This is a genomic window from Methylobacterium sp. WCS2018Hpa-22 (assembly GCF_031843785.1).
Lineage (GTDB): Bacteria > Pseudomonadota > Alphaproteobacteria > Rhizobiales > Beijerinckiaceae > Methylobacterium.
The window spans coordinates 1-25811 of the sequence record NZ_JAVTJA010000012.1 but is presented as its reverse complement, the minus strand read 5'-3'; the positions used below and the strand labels follow the sequence as shown (position 1 = coordinate 25811).

Here is a 25811-nt window from a genome sequence, read left to right as displayed (position 1 = left end):
AGCCGCGTCCGGGATTCGTTTCGGCTTCGTCACGAGCCGTTCCCCATGGCCTCGCCGAAGGACTGGACCAGCCTGTCCTCCAGCCGACCCTTCATGTCCGAGAGGATCGCCATGGCGACGGCGTTCGGCATGGCCGGCTTGTAGGCGCGTTTCTCGGTCAGCGCCGAGTAGATGTCGCAGATCGTCATCAGCCGCACGGTATCGCCGATGGAATCCCCGCTGAGGCGGTCGGGATAGCCCGAACCGTCGAGCATCTCGTGATGATGCCGCACGGCGCCGAGGGTGAGGGCATCGCAGCCGGCCGCTTTCAGCTTCTCGTAGCCGATGACCGGATGCGTGCGCATGACCGTCATCTCTCCTTCGTCGAGCCGGCCCGGCTTGTTGAGGATCGCCAGCGGAATCCGGGCTTTCCCCAGATCGTGGAGCAAAGCGGCGCGGACGAAGTGATTGCGGTCGCTGGCCGAGAAGCCGAGGTGAAGCGAAAACTTGGCGGCAACGCCTGCCACCAGCAGGCAATGCTGGTAGGTGGCGTCATCATGCGTCCAGACCCGGTCGAGCCAACGGGTCAACCCGCCGTCGCGAACCGCTTCGATGATCGGTTCGAGGCTGGCATCGACCTGTGCCAGAGCGACCGGGCCATTCGACCGGGCGCCATCGAACAGGCGGGTCAGGACTTCGGTGGCCCGTGCCACGCCGCGCTCGATGCTCCGCACCGGCCTGTCCGCACGGTCCTGGATCACCTGCGTCATCATCGTGCGGGCGACCATGGCGGGGGGCGTGTGCGCCGAGAGGCAGCACGTCGCGCCGAGGTTCTTGGCGTCGCGTAGGCCGTTCTCGCTCGTGTTGCGCAAGAGGCAGATGATGGGAACGTCCGCGCCGTTGAGCTTCGCGAAGGCCCGGCGCATGGCGGTCACGGCGTCGCGCCGAGCGAGGGTCACATCGGATATCGCACCAATCGTCTCACGCGTGATGTCGAAGGCCGCATCGAACCGGACGACCTTGCAATCCGCTACGAGGCTCAGTTCGCCGCGCAAGATCTCGCTGCTGTCCGGCCGGTCTGTGATTAATAGGACTGTCCCATCCAGCATTCGCACTAAGCCCGAGATCCGGCGATACCCGCGGGTTCGTGATAATTTGCAAACATGGAAAGAAGCTTAATCCAGTCATGATGCATAATGATAAAAGTACAAAGTGACATTCGACAGGGCGTGACCTACTGAGCGTGCAACTTGAGATGTGTCGAAATGGAGGTTGCAGCTTCATTCGCCGCTCTCATACCTTCTTCATAGGCTCCACCGGCGGTTCCCCATTGCAGGCGGGACAGCGCCTCCCCGGCGAACCAGATCTTGTTGCCCAGCGATGCCTGAAGTTGCGTCCGTGCCGGAGCATGTCCGGGCGGGACCACGGCCCATGAACCGAGCGACCAGGGGTCGTGGCGCCACTCGCTGATGGCCGGAATGGAGAGATCGTGCAGGGCGCGATGGCCGACATGGTCCGCCAGGACAGCGCGCACGAGGCGCCGGACGGAATCCGGGTTCCGGCCACGGGCATCCAGGGCCTGGGTCATCGGCGTGTCGAGTTCGAACAGATGAAACGGCGTCCCATCCACCCGTGTGAGCAGTCCGGGAGGTTTGTGGCGTCCGCCCGTCAGGGCGGCGAGCCGGTCGCGCCCGAGGAAGGGTGCGGACGGCCAGTGCAGCACGGCGTGTTCGTAGATCCCGCTGGAGAACCCGTCGATGGCCGCGCGCGTCTCGGGCGGCAGGGACGGGGTGAAGAGCGGTGCTGCGCGCAGCACCATCATCGGGATCGTCACGATCACCGCCGCGGCCCGCCGCACCGATCCGTCCGCCACCTCCACGGTGACACCGGTTCCCGACCAGTCGATGCGCACGACCGGCGTGTTCAGGGCGATGGGAAGCCCCTGCGCCAGACGGGCGAGATAGCCGCCGAAGCCGCCGGCGATGAAGTAATTGTCGCTGTATTCCATGCTGGGGAAGTCGTGGAGGGAGATCTCCGTGAGGGGGCGCCCGGAGACGAGGCCGTGGACGAGGGCGATGCGTTCCGCCCAAGGGCCCAGACCGGGCGGGAGGGCACTGGACGCCGGGCGGTCGGGGCCTTCGAGGCCGGCCTGGCCGGTCAGGGCGCGATCGGCCACCGAGAAGGCACGGGCATGGGCCGCGACTTCCGCCCGGCGCCCTTTCCGGCCCGATACGAGCAGGTGTCCCTCCTGCGCGGCGACCCGCAGGGGCTCGCCACGCGCCTTGCCCAGGCGAACCAGCGGATTGATCGGTCCGGCATGGAGCCAATGCCCGCCGAGATCCACCGGGTGGCCGCGCAGCATCGTGGTGATCAGCCGACCGCCGATCCGATCGCGCGCTTCCAGCACCGCCACCGAGATGCCCCGCTCCGTAAGGGTCCGCGCCGCGGCGATGCCGGCGGCGCCCGCGCCGACCACGATCACATCCGCGTGGTCGGACAGCGGTGCGAGGCGCGGCGCGATGCTCTGCCGCAAGTGGCTATGGGCGGGACGGGGTGTGGGGACCATGCGGAGGGCTGTTTCCGGGGGATGTCCGTGATCGGCGAAGCGGGGGAGAGTGCGTGGTGATTCTCTACCAGCCGTTACGGTGGGAGAACATTACACGGACTCGTGTGAGGCTCGTCGTTCATGTCGCATCGCTGGAGAGGCCATGCCGCACCGCGAAAAACCGGCCGGGGTTGCGCCGCAGCGCAGGCGACGCCAGAACCCGGCGCTGACGGCCGGGCCTGTCCGGGCACCCGTCTTCCCTCGTGCGGAACAAGGATTCGGCCGCCATGCTCATTCAGGCTGCCTACGCTGCCCTCAGGCAGGTGCTTTCGCCGCCTCTGCGCGCCATCCTGTGGAAGTCGCTCGCCCTGACGATCGGGCTTCTCATCCTGATCTGGGCCGGCCTCACCAAGGCGATCGACTGGTTCCTGGCGAACCATCATCTCTCGGCGAGTTATCCGTTCCTGGATACCCTGGCGGTCTTCTTCGCCGGCGCCGGCCTGTTCATCGGCCTCGCCTATGTCATGCCGGCGGTCTCGATCCTGGTCGCGGGCTACTTCCTCGACGACGCGGCGGCCATCGTGGAGCGCACCGATTTTCCGGGTGACGCCCCGGGCACGGCACTGCCGATCGGCTCGGCGATGCTCTACGCCTTGCGCTTCGCGGGGCTCGCCCTGCTGGTCAACCTCGTGGCGCTGATCCTGTTCTTCGTGCCGGGCGTGAACCTCGTGGCGTTCTTCCTCGCCAACACCTACCTGCTCGGACGCGAGTATTTCGAACTCGCCGCCGGGCGCTTCCGGCCCATGGCGGAAGCGGGGGAGATGCGCCGGCATTTCGGCATGACCACCATGACAGCCGGCGCCATGCTGGCGGGGCTGATGGTGGTGCCCGTCCTCAACCTGCTGACGCCGCTCTTCGGCATCGCCCTCATGGTGCATGTCCATAAGGGATTGAGCCGCAAGGCTGCCTTGACCGGACCGGATCCGCGCAAGCGGCTCGGATAATGCCCCGTTCAGGGCAGGTCGTCGCCAAAATCCGAGGTCGAGATCGGAGTTGTAGGGCCTGCCCTTGGCCGAAGGCTCTCGGCTACTCAATGTTCCGACCTGCCTCGTCGACCACACAGATGGCGGTCTCTTCAAGGGGGACGTAAATCCGGGAAGGGTGCGTCATGGCTGACCTTTCCTGATGTCGTGGAGATTCAACCGCGCCCACGATCTCACATCTCGATAGGAGCAGCCGCCTTCAGCGGACCCGCGGCCGGACCCCAATCACCGCGTCTGTCTAAGTAATGGCTTCGCGCGTCGGGATTGGCATGGGAGTTTTGACGGTCATGTCACTTGCTTTGGGTTCACTTCCCGGCCTTCGCCAGCTCGAGGAAGTTGCCGATGGTGCAGATACATCGCTCATGCGCCCCAGATCTTGTCGAGGCCTCGGGGTAGGAACCGGCGCGAGCCTCGGGTCTGCTCGATCTACCCAAACACGCGCTCGACCACCTGCTTCCTGCGGCCGCCCGCCGCTTAAACCGCGCCGTCATCGCACGCATCGGGGACGTCTTCGTCAGCTTCCGGCGACCGGCCCCATCCGTCTCGCCGTGACACCCCCGCCCCGGAGCCAGATGGGTTATGATCCGCGGCTCCTGCAGCCCGACGAGGTTCGCCTCCTTGGCATCGCCAGCATCCTCAATCGTGCAGCGACGACAGGAACTGACGCAGCTCGGGCGTCTTGGGAGCGCCGAACACCTCCGCGGGCGGGCCGATCTCGTGGACCAGCCCTTGATGCATGAAGATCACCCGGTCGGCGACCTTGCGGGCGAAGTTCATCTCGTGGGTGACCATCAGGAGGGTCATGCCCTCCTCGGCCAGCGATTCCACCACCCGCAGAACCTCGCCGACAAGTTCGGGGTCCAGCGCGCTGGTGATCTCGTCGCAGAGCATGATCGCCGGGTCCATGGCCAGCGCCCGGGCGATGGCCACGCGCTGCTGCTGGCCTCCGGAGAGTTTGTCCGGCATCGCGTCGAACTTCTCCGCCAGACCCACGCGGGCGAGGAGCTGGCGGGCGCGGGCCTCGTTCTCGGGTCCCCCGCGCTTCTTCACGAGGTGCGGCGCCAGCATGACGTTGCGCCCCACCGAGAGGTGCGGGAACAGGTTGAAGTTCTGGAAGATCATGCCGACGCCCTGGCGAAGCTCACGCATGGCCTTGGCGTTGTCGTAGAGCAGGTGCCGGCCGTCGACGATCAGCGAGCCGTGCTGGAACACCTCCAGGCCGTTGATGCAGCGCAGGAGCGTACTCTTGCCGGAGCCGCTCTTGCCGATGATCGCCAGCACCTCGCCGCGCGCCACGTCGAGGTCGATGCCGCGCAGGACCTCGTGGGTGCCGTAGGATTTGCGCAATGCCGTGATCCTCAGGATCGGGGCGCCGACCCGGGTGTGGGGCGTACCGGCGAGGCCGCCCGTCGGCAGCGGCTCGGGAACGGCATTCATGCGAGTTTCCTTTCGAGGACACGGGCATAGAGGCTGATGGGGAAGCACAGGGCGAAGTACATTGCCGCCACGCAGGCATAGGTCAGCATCGGCTCGTAAGTGACGTTGGCGATCATGCCGCCGGCCTTCGTGAGTTCCACGAAGCCGATCACCGAGGCGAGCGCCGTGCCCTTCACCACCTGGACCAGGAAGCCCACCGTGGGCGCTACCGCGATCCGCAAGGCCTGGGGCAGGATGATGTGGCGGAACTGCTGGCCGAAGCTCAGCGCCAGACTGGCGGAGGCTTCCCACTGCCCGCGCGGGATCGCGGCGACGCAGCCGCGCCAGATCTCGGTCAGGTAGGCGGAGGCGTAGAGGGTCAGCGCCACGCAGGCCGCGAGCCAGGCGGAGGTGTTCACCCCCACCATCGCAAGGCCGAAATACAGAAGGAACAGCTGCATCAGCAGGGGCGTGCCCTGGAAGAGCTGCACAAAGGCGCCCACGCCGCGCTCAAGGACGCGTCGTCCCGAGAGCCGCAGGAGCAGGAGGCCAAGGCCGACGATCGTGCCCCCGAGGAAGGCGATCAGGGAGAGCGCCACGGTCCAGCGCGCGGCGAGGAGCAGGTTACGGACGATGTCCCAGAGGGTGAATTCCGGCATGGCGACCTCCTACCGGCCGAACAGGAAGCGCGGCCCGGCCCAGTTGAGCAGGTTGCGTACGAGGATCGCGAGGGCGAGGTAGATCAGGGTGCCGACGATGTAGGCTTCGAAGGCCCGGAAGTTCCGGCTCTGAATCAGGTTGGTGGCGTAGCTCAGTTCCTCCGTCGAGATCTGGCCGCAGACGGCCGATCCCAGCATGACGATGACGATCTGGCTCACCAGGGCAGGCCAGACCTTCTTGAGGGCCGGGGGCAGCACTACCCGGGTGAAGACCTGCGCCCGGGTCAAAGCGAGGCTCTCTGCGGCCTCGATCTGCCCGCGCGGCGTCGCCTCGATGCCGGAGCGCAGGATCTCGGTGGCGTAGGCCCCGAGGTTGATGGTCATGGCGAGGATCGAGGCCAGGGCTGGCGACAGCCGGATGCCGAGTTCCGGCAGGCCGAAGAAGATGAAGAACAGCTGTACGATGAAGGGCGTGTTGCGGATCAGCTCGACATAGGCGCCGGCGAGCCAGCGCAGCGGACGCGGCCCGCTGGCCCGCGCCCAGGCGCAGAGAATGCCGATCATTCCCCCCAGCAGGGTGGCGACCGCCGTCAGGCCGATGGTCCAGGCCGCCCCCCGCACGAGCAGGGGCCACTGGGCGAGAATGCTCGCGAAGTCGAGTTGCAGCGGCATGGACGGTCGGGGACCCCGGCAGGCGGCGTGAGCGAGAGCCGGCCCAGCGGGACGGCCCTCGGCGGACGGGCGAGTTTCAGAGCGGCAGGTTATCTAGGGCGGGTTCTACAGGGGGAGGTCGCCGGTCCCGCGCTTCAGCCATTTCTGCGAGAGGGCTTCGAGGGTGCCGTCCGCCTTGGCGGCCAGGACGATCTCGTTGACCTTCTTCAGGAGAGCGCCCTCGCCCTTGGCGATGCCGACGAAGCATGGGCTGTCACGTAGCAGCAGCTTGTACTCGATGCCGAGATTAGGGCTCTTGCGGCTGAGCACGCCGATATTCGAGACGCTGGTGGCGATGACCTGGGTCTGCCCGGCCGCGAAGGCGGCGGTGGTGGCGGCCTGATCCTCGAAGCGCTGGATCTGGGTGGAGGCGGGGGCGACCTTGCCCAGCATCTCGTCCTCCATGGCGCCGCGCGTCACCGCTACGGACTTGCCCGCGAGGTCGTCGAAGCTCTTGATGGGAAGGGATTTCAGCGCGAACACGCCCTGGTAGAAGGGCGCGTAGGCAGCGCTGAAATCGATGATCTTCACCCGCTCCTCGTTCTTGCCGAGCGTCGAGACGATGAGGTCGATCTTCTTCGTCTGGAGGTAGGGGATGCGGTTGGCGCTCACCACCGGCACCAGTTCCACCGTGGCGCCGAGCTTGGCCCCGATGAGGTTGGCGACATCGATGTCGAGGCCGATCGGCTTCAGGTCGAGGCCGACGAAGCCGTAGGGCGGGTAATCGGCCGGCACGCCGATCTTCACGACCTTGGACTTCTCGATCTGCCCGAGCGCCTCCTGGGCCTGAACGCTCCCCATCGACAGCAGGGCGGAACTCAGGCCGAGGGCGAGGAGGAGGCTGCGTTTGGTCAGGGACATCGGCAAATCAAACTCTCTTGGGGAAACGAGCTTTCTTGCAGAGACCGCCGCTGCGAAGACCGCCGCGGGGCATCGGCGATTGCGGGGGCCTCTGCATTCGCGAGGCCTGTGCAATTCTTGTGCACTTGGCAGCGCGGTCGGGGGACAGGGCGTGACGACCGTCAAGCCGCGAGCCCGGACACGTCCTTCGCCGCCGCCCCGGTCAGCGCCGCGAGCAGCAGGTCTACGCCGTCGAGGAGGTCGGCGGTGTCCATGGCCTCGTGCGGGTTGTGCGATCCGTTGGCGTTGCGCACGAACACCATCGCGGCGGGCACGCCGGACCCGGCGAAGACCGCGGCGTCGTGGCCCGCCCCGCTCGGGACGCGCTCCACCGGCGCGCCCCGCGCCGCGCCGGCCGCCTCCAGCCGTGCGATCCAGCCCGCATCCATGGCGGCCGGGGCCGACGTGAGGGCGGCGTCGAAGTCGAAGCTGACGCCCCGGCTCGCGGCGATGCCCCGGCAGGCCTCCTGGAACAGCTGGTCGAACCGCGCCAGCGTGTCCGAATCCTGGCTTCGGATCTCGAAGCTGAACGTGACTTCGCCGGGTATGACCGAGACGGCGTGCGATTGTACGGATGTCGTGCAGATGCCCGCCGTCATCACGAGGTCGACGCCCATCTGGAGCAGCACGCGCCAATGCTCGTCCATGCTCGACAGGAGTTCGGCCACCGCGAGGAGCGCGTCCTTGCGCAGCCAGCGCGGCACCGCCCCGGAATGCCCGGCCTCGCCGACGCAGCGAATGCGGTGGCGGCGGATGTTGCCGCGAATGCCCGTGACCACCGCCGAGGGCCAGCCCCGCGCGATCATCACCGGCCCCTGCTCGATATGGAGTTCGAGATAGGCGGCGATCTCGTGCGGCCGCAGCAACGCTTCGCCCCGCGAGACCGCATCGACATCGACGCCGCTGCGGGCCATGGCCTCGCCGAGGGTGCCTCGGCCGGCGCGATGGGGCAGGGCCAGGGCCGAGGCGGGCAGCCGGCCGAGAAGGGCCAGCGAGCCCGTATAGGCCTTGCCGTACCAGGCGCTCTCCTCCCCGCGCAGGGCCAGGACCCGCAGGGGCGGCGCCAGTCCGGCCCGGCCGCGCAGGCGGTCGAGCACCAGCAGGCCGGCGACGACCCCGGCGAGACCGTCGAAATTGCCGCCCTGCGGCACCGAATCGAGGTGCGAGCCGATCACGACCGGCGGCTCGGAGCGCGCATCCTCGGGCAGTCGCAGCCAGAGGTTCTGGAAGCGATCGCGCTCCGCCGCGAGGCCGAGTTCGGCGGCGAAGCCCTCGATGGCCCGCATCGCCGCCTCTTCGCCCGGGCCGTAGGCCTCGCGGGTGACGCCGAGCCCGTCGCGCGAGAGATCCGCCACCGCGTCGAGGATGCGGTTCGCCAGGTGTAGGGGCCGGCTCACGCGCCGACTCCGCCATGGGCGAGGGACCACGCGACCGGGTCCGCCGTGAAGGCGTCGAGCATCGCTCCGGCCTCCGGACTGAGCTCCCCGGCCTCCCGCAGGGCGGCGAGGAGGTCGCGCCACGTCGTGAGGGCGTGGAGGGCCAGGGCATGCTCGGCCCAGCGCGCGGCGGAATCGGGATAGATCCCGTAATCGACCACGACGAGGACGTCGGCGATCGCGGTTCCGGCCTCGCGCAGAGTCCGGGCCGCCGCGATCTTGGAGCGGCCGTCCGTGGTGACATCGTCGACGAGGAGAAGGCGGGCCTCGTGGGGCAGGCGTCCTTCCAGGCGGGCTTCCTGGCCCCAGCCCATCGGCTTCTTGCGCAGGTAGAGAAGCGGCAGGCGCAGGCGCTCGGCGATCCAGGCCGCGAAGGCGATGCCGGAACTCTCTGCCCCAATGATCGCGTTGACGCCGCTCTCGGCGACAGTCCCGGCGAGGCGCGCGGCCGCGTGATCCATCGCCAGGGTCCGCAGGGCCACATCCGACATCAGCAGGCGGGTGTCGACATAGACCGGGCTCGCCCAGCCGGAGGTGTAGATGAAGGGCTGGCCGGTGGTGAGGCGCACGGCACCGACCTGCACCAGCGCCTGGGCCACCCGCGCGGAGGACGCGGCCGGCTGGAAGGTTGAGGACATCGCGACGTTTTCCGGGAGTGTCGGGGGAAGCGAGGCCGCAACCTAGGCAGGGGCTCGGGGCCCGAGAAGTTCAATCTCCGGCGTCCAGGCATCGCATTCCGCGACGGCTCGGCCGACCGTCGGCCCGCGATGGCGCCGGTTTTGCCTGCCGACACGGCGAACTTCGTCAAGCCGGAAAGCCCCTTCGTGCCGTCGCCGCGCCACTTCCTTCGCCAGCTCGATCTCGGGACGCTGGAGCTGTTCGTGCTGATCTGCGAGACCGGCAGCATCGCGCGGGCGGCCGAGCGCGGGCAGATCGCGGCCTCCGCCCTGAGCCGCCGCGTCGCCGAACTCGAAGCGGTGATCGGCCATCCGCTGCTGGCCCGCCATGCCCGCGGCGTCCGGCCGACCTTCCTCGGCGATCAGCTGCGCCAGGACGCCCTGACGATCCTGCTGAACGTAGAGCAGTTGCGCAGCGACCTCTCCGAATTCGCCGGCGGGGTGCGTGGGCGCGTCCGCCTCAGCGCCAGCGCCTCGGCGGTGGAGCAGTTCCTGCCCGGCGACATGGCCCGCTTCGCGCGGACGCATCCCGACATCCGTATCGACCTGCGCCAGCGCAGCAGCCGCAGCGTGGCGCAGGACGTGATCGAGGGCGAGGCGGATCTCGGCATCTGCGGCGCCTGCGAGCCCGGCCTTCCCTTGTCGGCGCGGCCCTACCGCACCGAGCGCCTCGTCCTGGTGATGCCGCAAGGGCATGCGCTGGGTGTCCGCAGCCACGTGGCCTACGCCGAATCCCTGGATTTCGAGCAGGTCGGCATGCGCGGCAGCAGCACGGTGCAGATCCACCTCAACCGGGTCGCCCGCGAGGCCCGGCGCGCCCTGCGTCAGCGGGTCGAGGTCGACAGCCTCTCGGCCATGTGCCGGATGATCGAGTGCGGCATGGGCATCGGCGTGATGGCCGAAGGTGCCTTCCAGGCCCTGGGCGAGCGCCACCTGCATGCGGCCGAGCTCACCGATGCCTGGGCGGTGAGCGCCCTCAACCTCTATGCCGTCGATTTCGCAGCCCTGTCGGGGCCGGCAATGCGGTTCGTCGAGGGGCTTCTCGCGCCGGAAGCCGTCGCCGATACCAAGCTTCAGTGAGCCATGATCCATGAGTCAGGCTCGCTGAGGCCCTGCGGACGAAAAAACTTTGTGCGGCCGCGTGGGTAAACTGTAATAATTCAAGCTAACGGGACGAGTCTTATTGTAAATTATCTCACATTTGCTTTCGAGTTTTGCTCGTGACGGCTGCATGCTGCGATATGATTTACAACATGGCCTTTATAATTTGTAATCCGTAAAACATTAATTAAGACTTGGCTGATAAGGGCCACTTTTATAAGTACAGATACGATAATTAGTGCGTATATCTGTTTTTTGACTAGAACAGTCCGATAATTCGCAGTAGGGAGGGGCGCCCCAGAAGGCATGGTGCCGACGACCCCATGCCCCCCCCAGGGCCTCGCATTGCATTGGCTCCCGATGTGGAGCCTTCCACGAACCTGAACGAAGGGCGGCCTCGCGATGCGGCGGAGCCGTGGGGATGAGTCATGACGCTGCCGAACTCGACGACCGACGTGACCGACCTGAACAAGGCGACTGGCATCGTCACGACGGCGAGCCGTGCCGGCACGTTGAAGGCGGGCGACACCGTCACCTTCACGCTGGAGACGGAAACGACCGTCACTGTCACGGGCGCGCCGTGGCTGACCCTGAGCAACGGCGCAACCGCCACCTATGCCGGCCTCGACGGGCAAGGGCGCGCGACCTTCACCTATACGATCGCGGCCGGGGAGGACGACGCGAGCCTCACCGTCACCGGCCTCGAACTCAATGGCGGATCGCTGGACAGGCCCGGCCAACTCGGCTTCGTGGCGGCACAGAATGTAGCGGTCGGCTCTGACCCTATGAGTGTGGCGGTCGCCGACGTGAACGAGGATGGCAAGCTCGACATCCTCACCGCGAATATCGGCAGCAGCACGGTTTCGGTGCGGCTGGGCGACGGGGCCGGCGGCTTCAGCGGCGCGACCGACGTATCCGTCGGCTTCGCACCTATCGGCATGACGGTCGCCGACGTGAACGGAGATGGCAAGCTCGACATCCTTACCGCGAATATGGCCGACAATAGCGTCTCGGTGCGACTGGGCGACGGGGCCGGCGGGTTCAGCGGCACGACCGACGTAGCCGTCGGCTCCGAGCCTATGAGCGTGACTGTCGCCGACGTGGACGACGACGGCTATCTCGACATCCTCACCGCGAACAGCGGCAACAGAACGGTTTCGGTGCGGCTGGGTGACGGGGACGGTGGCTTCAGCGGCACGACCGAAATAGCCGTCGGCGCCGACCCCTTCAGCGTGACGGTGGCCGACGTGAACGGCGACGGCAAGCTCGATATTCTCACCGCGAACGGCGGCAACGGTACCGTCTCGGTGCGTCTGGGCGACGGGGCTGGCGGCTTCAGCGGCACGACCAACGTAGCCGTCGGCTCCGACCCCTTCAGCGTGACGGTCGCCGACGTGGACGGCGACGGCGATCTCGACATCCTCACCGCGAACAACGCCAGCGGCACCGTCTCGGTGCGTCTGGGCGACGGGGTCGGCGGCTTCAGCGGCACGACCGACATAGCCGTCGGCGCCACCCCATTCAGCGTGACGGTCGCCGACGTGAGCGGCGACGGCCATCTCGACATCCTCACCGCGAACGGCGACAGCGGCACCGTCTCGGTGCGGTTGGGCGACGGGGCCGGCGGCTTCAGCGGCACGACCGACATAACCGTCGGCGGCCAGCCTCGCAGCGCGACGGTGGCCGACGTGAACGGCGACGGCCGGCTCGACATCCTCACCGCGAACACCGGCGGCAGCAACTCAGCCTCCGTGCTGCTCAACACCTCGATCACCGCGCTGTCCTTCGACCCGGCCAGCGTCTCCAGCGCAACCACGGGCGCCGATACCGACCTGGCCATAGACACCACCGCCCCGGACCTGACCGGCACGCAGACCGTGCTCGCCGACGGCACGGAGGACGTCGCCTACACGGTGACCGAGGCGCAGTTGCTCGAGGGCTGGGCCGATGCGGGCACCGCGATGCTGACCGTGTCGGGCCTGACCTCGTCCAGCGGCACGGTCACGGCGAACCCGGACGGCTCCTTCACCATCAAGCCGGCGGCGAACGCCACGGGTCCGGTGACGCTGACCTACGGCGTCAGCGACGGCACCAACGCCCCGGCCCCCGCGACCCGCAGCTTCTCGCTCACAGCGGTCAACGACGCGCCGTCGTTCAGCGGCGTTGGGACCGGCGCGGTTCTCACCCCGGTCGGCGCCGGCACGTCGGGCGACTTCGGCAAAAGCGTCGTGATCCAGGCGGACGGCAAGATCGTCGTCGCCGGCTATGGCGTGGGCAGCGGTGGCTCTCTCGAGTTCGCGGTGGTGCGCTACAACACGGATGGCAGCCTCGACACCACCTTCGGCACGGGCGGCAAGATCCTCACCCCGGTCGGCACGGAGAACGGCGTCGGTAACAGCGTCACGGTACAGGCGGACGGCAAGATCGTCGTCGCCGGCTGGGGCAGCGGCAGCGGGACCGGCCAAGACTTCGCAGTAGTGCGCTACAACACGGACGGTAGCCTCGACACCACCTTCGGCACGGGCGGCAAGATCATCACCCCGGTCGGCACCGGCACGTCGAGCGATACCGGCAACAGCGTCACGGTGCAGGCGGACGGCAAGATCGTCGTCGTGGGCCAAGGCGCCGGCAGCGGTACCGGCCAAGACTTCGCAGTGGTGCGCTACAACACGGACGGCAGCCTCGACACCACCTTCGGCACGGGCGGCAAGATCCTCACCCCGACCAGCGCCGGCACGTCGACCGATTACGGCAACAGCGTCACGGTGCAAGCGGACGGCAAGATCGTCGTCGCGGGCACCGGCGCTGGTAGCGGGACCGCCAACGACTTCGCGGTGGTGCGCTACAATGCGGACGGCAGCCTCGACACCGGCTTCGGCACGGACGGCAAGATCCTCACCCCGGTCGGTACCGGCACGTCGAGCGACATCGGCTACAGCGTCACGGTTCAATCGGACGGCAAGATCGTCGTCGCGGGCCGCGGCGTCGGCAGCGGTGGCACCGACATCGCGGTGGTGCGCTACAACGCCAACGGCACCCTCGACACCGGCTTCGGCACGGGCGGCAAGATCCTCACCCCGGTCGGTACCGGCACGTCGCCCGACTCGGGTAACAGCGTCACGGTTCAGGCGGACGGCAAGATCGTCGTCGCCGGCTACGGCCAGGGCAGCGACGGCCAAGACTTCGCGGTGGTGCGCTACAACGCCAATGGCAGCCTCGACACCGGCTTCGGCCCGAACGGGACCGGCACGATCCTCACCCCGGTCGGCGCCGGCACCTCGTCTGACCAGGGCTACGGCGTCACGGTCCAAGCGGACGGCAAGATCGTCGTCGCGGGCCAAGCCGCCGGTAGCGGTGGCACCGACTTCGCGGTGGTGCGCTACAACGCGGATGGCAGCCTCGACACCACGTTCAACGCCCCGAGCTCGCTCGGCGGCACGGTGGCGTTCATCGAGAACGGCGCCGCCGTCATCCTCGACAGCGACGTCACCCTCTCCGATACCGAACTCGACGCGCTGCAGAGCAGCGTCGGCGACTATGCCGGCGCCACGCTGACCCTCGCCCGTCAGGGCGGGGCGAATGCGCAGGACACGTTCGGCTTCGCCCCCTCCTCCTTCACGGTCTCGGGCAACAGCCTGCTCGACACGAACGGGGCGGTCTTCGCCACCTTCACCGACGCGGCCGGCACGCTCACCGTCACCTTCACCGGCACGAACGTCGCCACCTCGGCGCTGGCCGACGCGGTGGCGCGCGCCGTCACCTACGCCAACACCTCCGAGGCGCCCGCCTCGTCGGTCACGCTCGCCTGGACGTTCTCGGACGGCAATGCCGGCGCCCAGGGCACCGGCGGCGCCGCGATCACCACCGGCACCACCACCGTCACGATCACGGCGGTGAACGACGCGCCGCTGCTCACCGGCAGCCAGGCGACGCTCGTGGCCGGCACGGAGGACACCGCCTTCATCGTGACGGAGGCCCAGCTGCTGCAGGGCTTCGCTGATCCCGAGGGCGCCGCCCTCGTCCTCTCCGACCTCAGCGTCGACCACGGCACCATCGTCAGCAACGGGGCGGGCGGCTACACCGTCACCCCGGCCGCCGACTACAACGGCCCGCTCGTCATCAGCTACAGCGTCGGAGACGGCGCGGCTTCCATCCCCGCCACCCTGAGCACCACCCTTGAGGCCGTGAACGACGCGCCGGTTCTGACGCAGCCAGTGACGATCGAGGTCGCAGAGAGCGCGGCACCCGGCACGGTGTTCGCCACCCTCGCGGCGACCGACGTGGACGATGCCGACTCGGCGCTGCGCTACACCATCACCGCCGGCAACGCGGATGGGCTGTTCACGATCGATCCCGTCACAGGCGTGGTCACGCTGGCTGCGGGACAACACCTCGACTACGAGACCGCGCCCAGCCATGCGCTGACGGTGGTCGCGACCGATGCGGCGGGCTTGGCCGGTGTCGCCAGAACCCTGATCATCGACGTCACCGACCTGAACGAAGCGACCGGCATCGTCACGACGGCGAGCCGTGCCGGCACGCTGAAGGCGGGCGACACCGTCACCTTCACGCTGGAGACGGAAACGGCCGTCGCTGTCGCGGGCGCGCCGCGGCTGACCCTGAGCAACGGCGCAACCGCCACCTATGCCGGCCTCGACGGGGAAGGGCGTGCGACCTTCACCTATACGATCGCGGACGGGGAGGACGACGCGAGCCTCACCGTCACCGGCCTCGAACTCAACGGCGGATCGCTGGACAGGCCCGGCCTGCTCGACTTCGCGGCGGCACCGAACGTCACGGTGGGCGGCGCGCCAGCGAGTGTGACGGTCGCCGACGTGAACGAGGATGGCAAGCTCGATATCCTTACCGCCAACAACAGCAGCAACACGGTTTCGGTGCGGCTGGGCGACGGGGTCGGCGGCTTCAGCGGCGCGACCGACGTATCCGTTGACTCCGAGCCTATGAGCGTGACGGTGGCCGACGTGAGCGGCGACGGCCATCTCGACATCCTCACCGCCAACAACAGTGGCGGCACCGTCTCGGTGCGCCTGGGAGATGGGGCCGGCGGCTTCAGCGGCACGACCGAAGTATCCGTCGGCTCAGAGCCTGGCAGCGTGACGGTGGCCGACGTGAACGGCGATGGTCATCTCGACATCCTCGCCGCGAGCAGCGGCTACGACACCGTCTCGGTGCGGCTGGGTGACGGCGCCGGCAGCTTCGGCGGTACGACCGACATATCGGTCGGCGCCGCTCCCACAAGCATGACGGTGGCCGACGTGAACGGCGACGGCAAGCTCGACATCCTCACCGCGAACTTCAACGGCAACAGCGTCTCGGTGCGGCTGGGCGACGGGGCCGGCGGCTTCAGCGGCACGACCGACATATCCGTCGGCGCCGATCCCTTCGGCGTGACGGTCGCCGACGTGAACGGCGACGGCAAGCTCGACATCCTCACCGCGAACAACGGCAACGGCACCGTCTCGGTGCGTCTGGGCGACGGGGTCGGCGGGTTCAGCGGCACGACCGGCATATCCGTCGGCTCCGCTCCCTTCAGCGTGACGGTGGCCGACGTGAACGGCGACGGCCATCTCGACATCCTCACCGCGAACAGTGGCAACGACACCGTTTCGGTGCGTCTGGGCGACGGGGCCGGCGGCTTCAGCGGCACGACCGACCTAGCCGTCGGCTCCGAGCCTCGCAGCGCGACGGTGGCCGACGTGAACGGCGACGGCCGGCTCGACATCCTCGTTGCGAATAACGACGGCAGAACCGTCTCGGTGCTGCTCAACACCACGACCACCGCGCTGTCCTTCGACCCGGCCAGTGTCTCCAGCGCGACCACGGGCGCCGATACCGACCTGGCCATAGACGCCACCGCCCCGTCCCTGACCGGCACGCAGACCGTGCTCGCCGACGGCACGGAGGACGTCGCCTACACGGTGACCGAGGCGCAGTTGCTCGAGGGCTGGGCCGATGCGGGCACCGCGATGCTGACCGTGTCGGGCCTGACCTCGTCCAGCGGCACGGTCACGGCGAATTCGGACGGCTCCTTCACCATCACGCCGGTAGCGAACGCCACGGGTCCGGTGACGCTGACCTACGGCGTCAGCGACGGCACCAACGCCCCGGCCCCAGCGACCCGCAGCTTCTCGCTCACGGCGGTGACCGACGCGCCGCTGCTCACCGGCAGCCAAGCGACGCTCCTGGCCGGCACGGAGGACACCGCCTTCACGGTGACAGCGGACGACCTGCTGCAGGGCTTCAGCGATGCCGACGGCACGACGCCCGTCCTCTCCGACCTCAGTGTCGATCACGGCACCATCGTGAGCGACGGGGCGGGCGGCTACACCGTCACGCCGGACGCGAACTACAGCGGCCAGATCACGATCAGCTACAGCGTCGGCGACGGTACGGACAGCACGCCCGCGACCCTGAGCACGGTGATCGCGGCCGTGAACGACGCACCGTCGTTCATCGGTGTCGGAACCGGCGTGGTTCTCACTCCGGTCGGCGCCGACGAGTCGTTCGACATGGCCCGAGGCGTCACGGTCCAGGCGGACGGCAAGATCGTCGTCGCGGGAATTGGCACGGGCAGCGATGGCCCTCCCGATTTCGCCCTGGTGCGCTACAACACGGACGGCAGCCTCGACACGACCTTCGGCACGGCTGGAACTGGCAAGATCCTTACCCCGGTCGGCAGCGTATCGAACGACCAGGGCAACAGCGTCACGCTCCAGGCGGACGGCAAAATCATTGTCGCGGGCTCTGGCGCCGGCAGTGGAACCGGCACCGACTTCGCGCTGGTGCGCTACAACACGGACGGCACCCTCGACACCGGCTTCGGCACGGGCGGCAAGATCCTCACCCCGGTCGGCACCGGGACGTCGACCGACATCGGACAAAGCGTCACGGTGCAGGCGGACGGCAAGATCGTCGTCGCGGGCTACGGCAACGGCAGCGGCGGCACCGACTTCGCGGTGGTGCGCTACAACGCCAACGGCAGCCTCGACACCACCTTCGGCACGGGCGGCAAGATCCTCACCCCGGTCGGCACCGGGACCGGCACGTCGAACGACGCCGGCTACGGCGTCACGGTGCAGGCGGACGGCAAGATCGTCGTCGCGGGCTTTGGCGTCGACAGCGGGACCAGCAACGACTTCGCGGTTGTGCGCTACAACGCCAACGGCACCCTCGACACCGGCTTCGGCCCGAACGGGACCGGCAAGATCCTCACCCCGGTCGGCACCGGCACGTCGAACGATTACGGCCAAAGCGTCGTGATCCAGGCGGACGGCAAAATCGTCGTCGTGGGCTACGGCGCCGGCAGCGGTGGCACCGACTTTGCGGTGGTGCGCTACAACGTAAACGGCAGCCTCGACACCACCTTCGGCACGGACGGGACCGGCAAGATCCTCACCCCGGTCGGCGCCGACAGGTTGTCAGACATTGCCCAAAGCGTCACGGTGCAGGCGGACGGCAAGATCGTCGTCGCGGGCTACGGTACCGGCACCGGCGGCCAAGACTTCGCGGTGGTGCGCTACAACGCCAACGGCAGCCTCGACGCCGGCTTCGGCACGGGCGGCAAGATCCTCACCCCGGTCGGCACCGACACATCGTCAGACCTTGCCTACAGCGTCACGGTGCAGGCGGACGGCAAGATCGTCGTCACGGGCTATGGCCAGGGCAGCGGGACTGGCACTGACGTCGCGGTTGTGCGCTACAATGCGGACGGCAGCCTCGACACCACGTTCGGCCTGCAAAGCTCGCTCGGCGGCACGGTCGCGTTCACCGAGAACGGCAGCAGCGTTCGCCTCGACAGCGACGTCACCCTCTCCGATCTCGAACTCGACGCGCTGCAAAGCGGCGCCGGCGACTATGCCGGCGCCACGCTGACCCTTGCCCGCCAGGGCGGGGCGGACGCGAGCGACACGTTCGGCTTCGGCGCCTCGACCTTCACGGTCTCGGGCAACGACCTGCTCGACACGAACGGGGCGGTCTTCGCCACCTTCACCGACACGGCCGGCACCCTCACCGTCACCTTCACCGGCACGGAGGTGGCCACCTCGGATCTCGCCGACGCGGTGGCGCGCGCCGTCACCTACGCCAACACCTCCGAGGCGCCCGCCTCTTCGGTCACGCTCGCCTGGACGTTCTCCGACGGCAATGCCGGTGACCAGGGCCCCGACGGAGCCGCGACCACTACCGGCACCACCACCGTCACGATCACGGCGGCGAACGACGCGCCGCTGCTCACCGGCAGCCAGGCCATCCTCACGGGGGGCACGGAAGACACCGCCTTCACGGTGAGAGCGGTCGACCTGCTGCAGGGCTTTGCCGATCCCGAGGACACCACCCTCGTCCTGTCCAACCTCAGCGTCGATCACGGCACCATCGTCAGCGACGGGGCGGGCGGCTACACCGTCACCCCGGCCGCGAACTACAACGGCCCGCTCGTCATCAGCTACAGCGTCGGAGACGGCGCGACCTCGATCCCCGCCACCCTGAGCACGACCCTCACGGTCGTGAACGACGCGCCGTCGTTCCTCGGCGCAGGGACCGGCAAGGTGCTCACCCCGTTCGGCACCGGGAGGACGAACGATTTCGGCAAAAGCGTCACGGTGCAGGCGGACGGCAAGATCGTCGTCGCGGGCTATGGCGAGGGTAACGGCACCGGTAGCGATTTCGCGGTGGTGCGCTACAACCCGGACGGCAGCCTCGACACGACCTTCGGTACGGGCGGTAAGATCCTAACCCCTGTCGGCACGTCAGGCGACTACGGCATGAGCGCCACGGTGCAGGCGGACGGCAAGATTCTCGTCGTGGGCCAAGGCGAGGGCAGCGGCGGCACCGACTTCGCGGTGGTACGCTACAATGCGAACGGCAGCCTCGACACCGGCTTCGGATCGGACGGGACCGGCAAGGTTCTCACCCCAGTCAGCACCGGCACGTTGATCGACTTTGGCCGAAGCGTCACGGTGCAGGCGGACGGCAAGATCCTCGTCGCAGGCCGAGCCGAGGGCGGCACGACCGGTTACGACTTCGCCGTGTTGCGCTACAACACGGACGGCACCCTCGACACCGGCTTCGGTACGGGCGGTAAAATCCTCACCACGGTCGGTACCGGCACGGCGGCAGACGAGGCCTACAGCGTCACGGTGCAGAAAGACGGCAAGATCGTCGTCGCGGGCTATGGCACCGTCAGCGGGATCGGCACCGACTTCGCGGTGGTGCGCTACAATGCGGACGGCAGCCTCGACACCGGCTTCGGTACGGGCGGCAAGGTTCTCACCCCGGTCGGCACCGGGACGTCGAACGACCTCGGCCAAAGCGTCACGGTGCAGGCGGACGGCAAGATCCTCGTCGCGGGCCAAGCTTCCGGCAGCGACGGCATCGACTTCGCGCTGGTGCGCTACAACGCGGATGGCACCCTCGACACCACCTTCGGCACGGGCGGCAAGATCCTCACCCCGATCAGCGGCGGCTCCGCGCCAGACTTCGCCTACAGCGTTACGGTCCAGGCGGACGGCAAGATCGTCGTCGCGGGCCAAGGTTCCAGCATCGGTAACGGCGCCGACTTCGCGGTGGTGCGCTACAACGTGGACGGCACCCTCGATACCAGCTTCGGCACGGGCGGCAAGATCCTCACCCCGGTCGGCACCGGGACATCGACCGACGTCGGCCAGAGTGTCACGGTGCAGGCGGACGGCAAGATCGTCGTCGCAGGCTATGGCCAGGGTAACGGCACCGGATACGACTTCGCGGTGGTGCGCTACAACGCGGATGGTAGCCTCGACACCACGTTCAACCTGCAGAGCTCGCTCGGCGGCACGGTCACGTTCACCGAGAACGGCGCCGCCGTCATCCTCGACAGCGACGTCACCCTCTCCGATACCGAACTCGACGCGCTGCAAAGCGGCGCCGGCGACTATGCCGGCGCCACGCTGACCCTTGCCCGCCAGGGCGGGGCGAATGCGCAGGACACGTTCGGCTTCGGCGCCTCGACCTTCACGGTCTCGGGCAACGACCTGCTCGACACGAACGGGGTGACCTTCGCCACCTTCACCGACACGGCCGGCACCCTCACCATCACCTTCACCGGCACGAACGTGGCCACCTCGGATCTCGCCGACGCGGTGGCGCGCGCCGTCACCTATGCCAACACCTCCGAGGCGCCGGCCTCTTCGGTCACGCTCACCTGGACGTTCTCGGACGGCAATGCCGGCGCCCAGGGCACCGGCGGAGCCGCGACCACCACCGGCACCACCACCGTCACGATCACGGCGGCGAACGACGCGCCGCTGCTCACCGGCAGCCAGGCGACACTCCTGGCCGGCACGGAAGACACCGCCTTCACGGTGACGGCGGCCCAGCTGCTTGAGGGCTTCACCGATCCCGAGGGCACCGCCCTCGTCCTCTCCAACCTCAGCGTCGACCACGGCACCATCGTCAGCGACGGGGCTGGCGGCTACACCGTCACCCCGGCCGCGAACTACAGCGGCCAGATCACGATCAGCTACGATGTCGGCGATGGTATGGCCAGCACGCCCGCGACCCTGAGCACGGTGATCGCACCGTTGAACGACGCACCGTCGTTCAACGGTGTCGGAACCGGCGTGGTTCTCACCCCGGTCGGCGCCGGAACATCGTACGATTCCGGCCAAAGCGTCGCTGTGCAGGCGGACGGCAAGATCGTCGTCGCGGGCTATGGCCAGGGTAACGGCACCGGTTTCGACGTCGCGCTGGTACGCTACAACGCGGATGGTAGCCTCGATACGACTTTCGGCCCGGACGGGACCGGCAAGATCCTCACCCCGGTCGGCACCGGTGCGTCGAGCGACGCCGGCTCAAGCGTCACGGTGCAGGCGGACGGCAAGATCGTCGTCGCGGGCTACGGCAACGGCAGCGGCGGCCAAGACTTCGCGGTGGTGCGCTACAACGCGGACGGTAGCCTCGACACCGGCTTCGGCTCGGACGGAACCGGCAAGATCCTCACCCCGGTCAACACCGGCACGTCGGGAGACGTCGGCAACAGCGTCACGATGCAGGCGGACGGCAAGATCGTCGTCGCCGGCTACCGCGCCAATAGCGGCGAAACCGGTAACGACTTCGCACTGGTGCGCTACAACGCGGATGGCAGCCTCGACACCGGCTTCGGTACGGGCGGCAAGATCCTCACACCGGTCGGGACCGGCACGTCGTTCGACCTCGGTTCAAGCGTCACGGTGCAGGCGGACGGCAAGGTCGTCGTCGCGGGCTATGGCGCCGGCGGCGGTGGCACCGACTTCGCGGTGGTGCGCTACAACGCGGACGGCAGCCTCGACACCAGCTTCGGCCCGAACGGGACCGGCAAGATCCTCACACCGGTCGGGGCCGGCACGGGGCAGGACCAAGGCAACAGCGTCACGGTGCAGACGGATGGCAGCATCCTCGTTGCGGGCTACGGCGCCAACGGTGGCAACGGCATTGACGTCGCGCTGGTGCGCTACAAGACGGATGGCAGTCTCGACACCGGCTTCGGCCCGGACGGGACCGGCAAGATCCTCACACCGGTCGGCGCCGGGGCGTCGAGCGACCTTGCCTACAGCATCACGGTGCAGGCGGACGGCAAGATCATCGTCGCGGGCTTCGGCGACGGCGCCGGGACCGGCAGCGACTTCGCGCTGATCCGCTACAACGCCAACGGCAGCCTCGACACCAGCTTCGGCCCGGACGGGACCGGCAAGATCACCACCCCGGTCGGCACCGGCACGTCGCAAGACATTGGTCAAAGCGTCATGGTGCAGACGGACGGCAAGATTGTCGTGGTGGGCCGTGGTGCAGGCAACAATACCGGTAATGACTTCGCGGTGGTGCGCTACAATGCGGATGGCAGCCTCGACACCACGTTCAACCTGCAAAGCTCGCTCGGCGGCACGGTCACGTTCACCGAGAACGGCGCCGCCGTCATCCTCGACAGCGACGTCACCCTTTCCGATGCCGAACTCGATGCGCTGCAAAGCGGCGCCGGCGACTATGCCGGCGCCACGCTGACCCTTGCCCGCCAGGGCGGGGCGAATGCGCAGGACACGTTCGGCTTCGGCGCCGCGGCCTTCACGGTCTCGGGCAACGACCTGCTCGACACGAACGGGGCGGTCTTCGCCACCTTCACCGACACGGCCGGCACCCTCACCATCACCTTCACTGGCACGAACGTGGCCACCTCGGATCTCGCCGACGCGGTGGCGCGCGCCGTCACCTACGCCAACACCTCCGACACGCCTCCGACCTCCGCCACGCTGGTCTGGACGTTCTCGGACGGCAATACCGGCGCCCAGGGCACCGGCGGAGCCGCGACCACCACCGGCACGACCACCGTCACGATCACGGCGGTGAACGACGCGCCGCTGCTCACCGGCAGCCCGGCCTTCCTCCCGGGCGGCCGGGAAGACACCGCCTTCACCGTGACGAAGGACGACCTGCTGCAGGGCTTCACCGATCCCGAGGGCAACACCCTCGTCCTCTCCGACCTCAGCGTCGACCACGGCACCATCGTGAGCGACGGGGCGGACGGCTACATCGTCACACCGGAGGCGAACTACAGCGGCCAGATCACGATCAGCTACAGCGTCGGAGACGGCGACGGCACGGCCAGCACGCCCGCCTTTCTGAGCACGGTGATCGCCCCGATGAACGACGCACCGTCGTTCATCGGTGTCGGAACCGGAAAGGTACTCACTCCGGTTGGCGCCGACGGATCGTCAGACGTCGGCCAAAGCGTCACGGTCCAGGCGGACGGCAAGATCCTCGTCGCGGGCTATGGCGACGGGACCGGCGGCAGCGACTTCGTGTTGGTGCGCTACAACGCGGACGGTAGCCTCGACACCGGCTTCGGCCCGGACGGGACCGGCAAGATCCTCACCCCCGCCGCCCCCGGCACGGCGTCAGACTATGGCCGTAGCGTCGCGCTCCAGACAGACGGCAAGATCGTCGTCGCGGGGTATGGCGTAGGTGCCGACAACCGTTACGACTTCGCGCTGGTGCGCTACGACGCGGATGGCAGCCTCGACACCGGCTTCGGCCCGGACGGGACCGGCACGATCCTCACCTCGGTCGGCACCGGCCTGTCGAGCGACATCGCCTACAGCGTCACGGTTCAGACAGACGGCAAGATCGTCGTCGCGGGCTACGGCGAGGGCAGCGGCGGCCAAGACTTCGCGCTGGTGCGCTACAACGCGGACGGCAGTCTCGACACCGGATTCGGTCCGGACGGAACCGGCAAGATCCTCACTCCGATCAGCGCGGGCACGGCGTCAGATCAGGGCAACAGCGTCACGCTCCAGGCGGACGGTAAGATCGTCGTCGTGGGTTCCGGCTGGGGCAACGGCCAAGACTTTGCTGCGGTGCGCTACAACACGGATGGCAGCCTCGACACCGGCTTCGGCCCGGACGGCACCGGCAAGATCCTCACCCCGGTCGGCGTCGGCACGTCGAACGACGCCGGCTACAGCGTCACCGTGCAGGCGGACGGCAAGATCGTCGTCGCGGGCTACGGCCAGGGCAGCGGGACCGGCTACGACTTCGCACTGGTGCGCTACAACGCGGACGGTACCCTCGATACTGGCTTCGGCCCGGACGGGACCGGCAAGATCCTCACCCCGGTCGGCGCCGGCACGTCGGCCGACATGGCCTACAGCGTCACGGTGCAGGCGGACGGCAAGATCCTCGTCGCGGGCGAAGGCATAGGCAGCGGCGGGCAAGACTTCACGTTGGTGCGCTACAACGCGGACGGTAGCCTCGACACCGGCTTCGGCCCGGACGGGACCGGCAAGATACTCACCCCGGTCAGCGACCGCACAGCGGAGGATATTGCCAAAAGCATCACGGTCCAGGCGGACGGAAAGATCGTCGTCGCGGGCTACGGCATCGGGAGCGGCACCGGTTACGACTTCGCGGTGGTGCGCTACAACGCGGATGGCAGCCTCGACACCACGTTCAACCTGCAGAGCTCGCTCGGCGGCACGGTGGCGTTCACCGAGAACGGCGCCGCCGTCATCCTCGACAGCGACGTCATCCTCTCCGATGCCGAACTCGACGCGCTGCAAAGCGGCGTCGGCGACTATGCCGGCGCCACGCTGACCCTTGCCCGCCAGGGCGGGGCTGACGCGAGCGACACGTTCGGCTTCGACGCCTCGACCTTCACGGTCTCGGGCAACGACCTGCTCGACACGAACGGGGCGACCTTCGCCACCTTCACCGACACGGCCGGCACCCTCACCCTCACCTTCACCGGCACGGAGGTGGCCACCTCGGCACTCGCCGACGCGGTGGCGCGCGCCGTCACCTACGCCAACACCTCCGACACGCCTCCGACCTCTGCCACGCTGGTCTGGACGTTCTCGGACGGCAATACCGGCGCCCAGGGCTCGGGTGGCGTCGGGACTACCACCGGCACCACCACCGTCACGATCACGGCGGTGAACGATGCGCCGCGTCTCACCGGCACCCAGGCGACACTCGCGGCCGGCAGGGAGGACACTGCCTATACGGGTCTGCTCTCCAACCTACTGAAGGGCTTCACCGACACCGACAGTGCAACGCTCGCGGTCACGAACCTGAGGGCCGACCATGGCACGGTGACGATCACGGGCGGGACCTTCACGCTTACGCCGGACGCCGACTATAACGGTTTGGTTACGCTCAGCTACGATGTCGGCGACGGCACGGCCATCACGGCAGCGACCCGGGCGCTGACTCTCGCCTCAGTCAACGACGCCCCCGTCGCGACCGACGACGTGATCGAGGTTGTTCAGCGAAATTCCGTGGCGAGTGGCGTGCTCGGCAACGACATCGACCCCGACAGCGGCACCCTGACGATCACCGCGATCAGGGCAGTGACCGCCGGCACGGCCCGGACGGCCGTCGACGGCGAGATTGTGATCGCCGGCCGCTACGGCACGCTCACCCTGAAGGGGAACGGCAGCTACACGTACGAAGCCAAGGCCGAGGGCCGGGTCGCGGTGGGAGCAAGCGTCGTCGACGACTTCCTCTACACGCTCTCGGATGGACAGGGTGGCGCCGGTTCCTCGCATCTGCGGGTGACTGTCACTGGCTCCAACCGAGGCGATGCAGGCAACAACGTCTTCTTGCTGACCGGCCCGGGGACGAGCGCCTCCGGGTATGACGGCGACGACACCTATATCGTCGACAATGCCGGTGATCGTGTGATCGAGGCGGCCGACGGCGGCACCGACACGGTCGGGACCAGTGTGAGCTTCACGCTGTCGGCCGGTCAGGAGATCGAGACGCTGAGAACCATGAGCGACACCGGCCTGGACGCCATCAGGCTCGGCGGCAACGCGTTCGCT

At 68.2% G+C, this 25811-nt stretch carries 11 protein-coding genes; 3 read left to right on the top strand and 8 right to left on the bottom strand.

Going from position 1 to position 25811, the window contains the following annotated elements; all coding sequences use genetic code 11:
• Positions 1 to 29: 29 nt before the first annotated feature.
• Entirely contained in the window at positions 30 to 1034 is a 1005-nt protein-coding gene (locus tag RQI43_RS16455; RefSeq protein ID WP_244483624.1) for an HD-GYP domain-containing protein, read from the bottom strand.
• 179 nt (positions 1035 to 1213) lie between these two features.
• Positions 1214 to 2545 (bottom strand): NAD(P)/FAD-dependent oxidoreductase, encoded by a 1332-nt coding sequence (locus RQI43_RS16450; RefSeq protein WP_311275846.1) that lies wholly within the window; start codon positions 2543 to 2545, stop codon positions 1214 to 1216.
• A gap of 266 nt (positions 2546 to 2811) precedes the next feature.
• Here RQI43_RS16450 and RQI43_RS16445 point away from each other — a divergent pair, with 266 nt between their 5' ends.
• Positions 2812 to 3528, top strand: a complete 717-nt coding sequence (locus RQI43_RS16445) for a sulfate transporter family protein (RefSeq protein ID WP_056427781.1) — start codon at positions 2812 to 2814, stop codon at positions 3526 to 3528.
• 675 nt (positions 3529 to 4203) lie between these two features.
• On the opposite strand, the gene RQI43_RS16435 is transcribed toward RQI43_RS16445, so the two are convergent.
• The 6 genes from RQI43_RS16435 to RQI43_RS16410 form a co-directional block, all read right to left on the bottom strand.
• The gene (locus tag RQI43_RS16435) at positions 4204 to 5004 is read right to left on the bottom strand and encodes an amino acid ABC transporter ATP-binding protein (protein WP_311275845.1); all 801 of its coding nucleotides are present in this window, start codon (positions 5002 to 5004) and stop codon (positions 4204 to 4206) included.
• The gene (locus tag RQI43_RS16430) at positions 5001 to 5642 is read right to left on the bottom strand and encodes an amino acid ABC transporter permease (RefSeq protein WP_056427769.1); all 642 of its coding nucleotides are present in this window, start codon (positions 5640 to 5642) and stop codon (positions 5001 to 5003) included. The genes RQI43_RS16435 and RQI43_RS16430 overlap by 4 nt, the downstream gene beginning before the upstream one ends.
• 9 nt (positions 5643 to 5651) lie before the next feature.
• Complete coding sequence (locus RQI43_RS16425) at positions 5652 to 6314, bottom strand: amino acid ABC transporter permease (protein ID WP_056427766.1); 663 nt, start codon at positions 6312 to 6314, stop codon at positions 5652 to 5654.
• A gap of 105 nt (positions 6315 to 6419) precedes the next feature.
• Entirely contained in the window at positions 6420 to 7208 is a 789-nt protein-coding gene (locus RQI43_RS16420; protein WP_405030650.1) for a transporter substrate-binding domain-containing protein, read from the bottom strand.
• A 167-nt stretch (positions 7209 to 7375) separates the two neighbouring features.
• On the bottom strand, positions 7376 to 8650 hold the full coding sequence (locus tag RQI43_RS16415) for a hydantoinase/carbamoylase family amidase (RefSeq protein ID WP_311275843.1): 1275 nt from the start codon (positions 8648 to 8650) through the stop codon (positions 7376 to 7378).
• Positions 8647 to 9327 carry a phosphoribosyltransferase family protein gene (locus RQI43_RS16410; RefSeq protein ID WP_311275842.1) on the bottom strand — a complete coding sequence of 227 codons (681 nt, stop codon included), beginning with the start codon at positions 9325 to 9327 and terminating at the stop codon, positions 8647 to 8649. Before RQI43_RS16410 ends, RQI43_RS16415 begins: the two co-directional genes overlap by 4 nt.
• A 129-nt stretch (positions 9328 to 9456) precedes the next feature.
• Here RQI43_RS16410 and RQI43_RS16405 point away from each other — a divergent pair, with 129 nt between their 5' ends.
• Both RQI43_RS16405 and RQI43_RS16400 read left to right on the top strand, forming a co-directional pair.
• Entirely contained in the window at positions 9457 to 10446 is a 990-nt protein-coding gene (locus RQI43_RS16405; protein WP_311275841.1) for a LysR substrate-binding domain-containing protein, read from the top strand.
• 449 nt (positions 10447 to 10895) lie between these two features.
• On the top strand, positions 10896 to 25811 hold a 14916-nt coding region (locus RQI43_RS16400), incomplete at its 3' end, for a cadherin-like domain-containing protein (protein WP_311275840.1).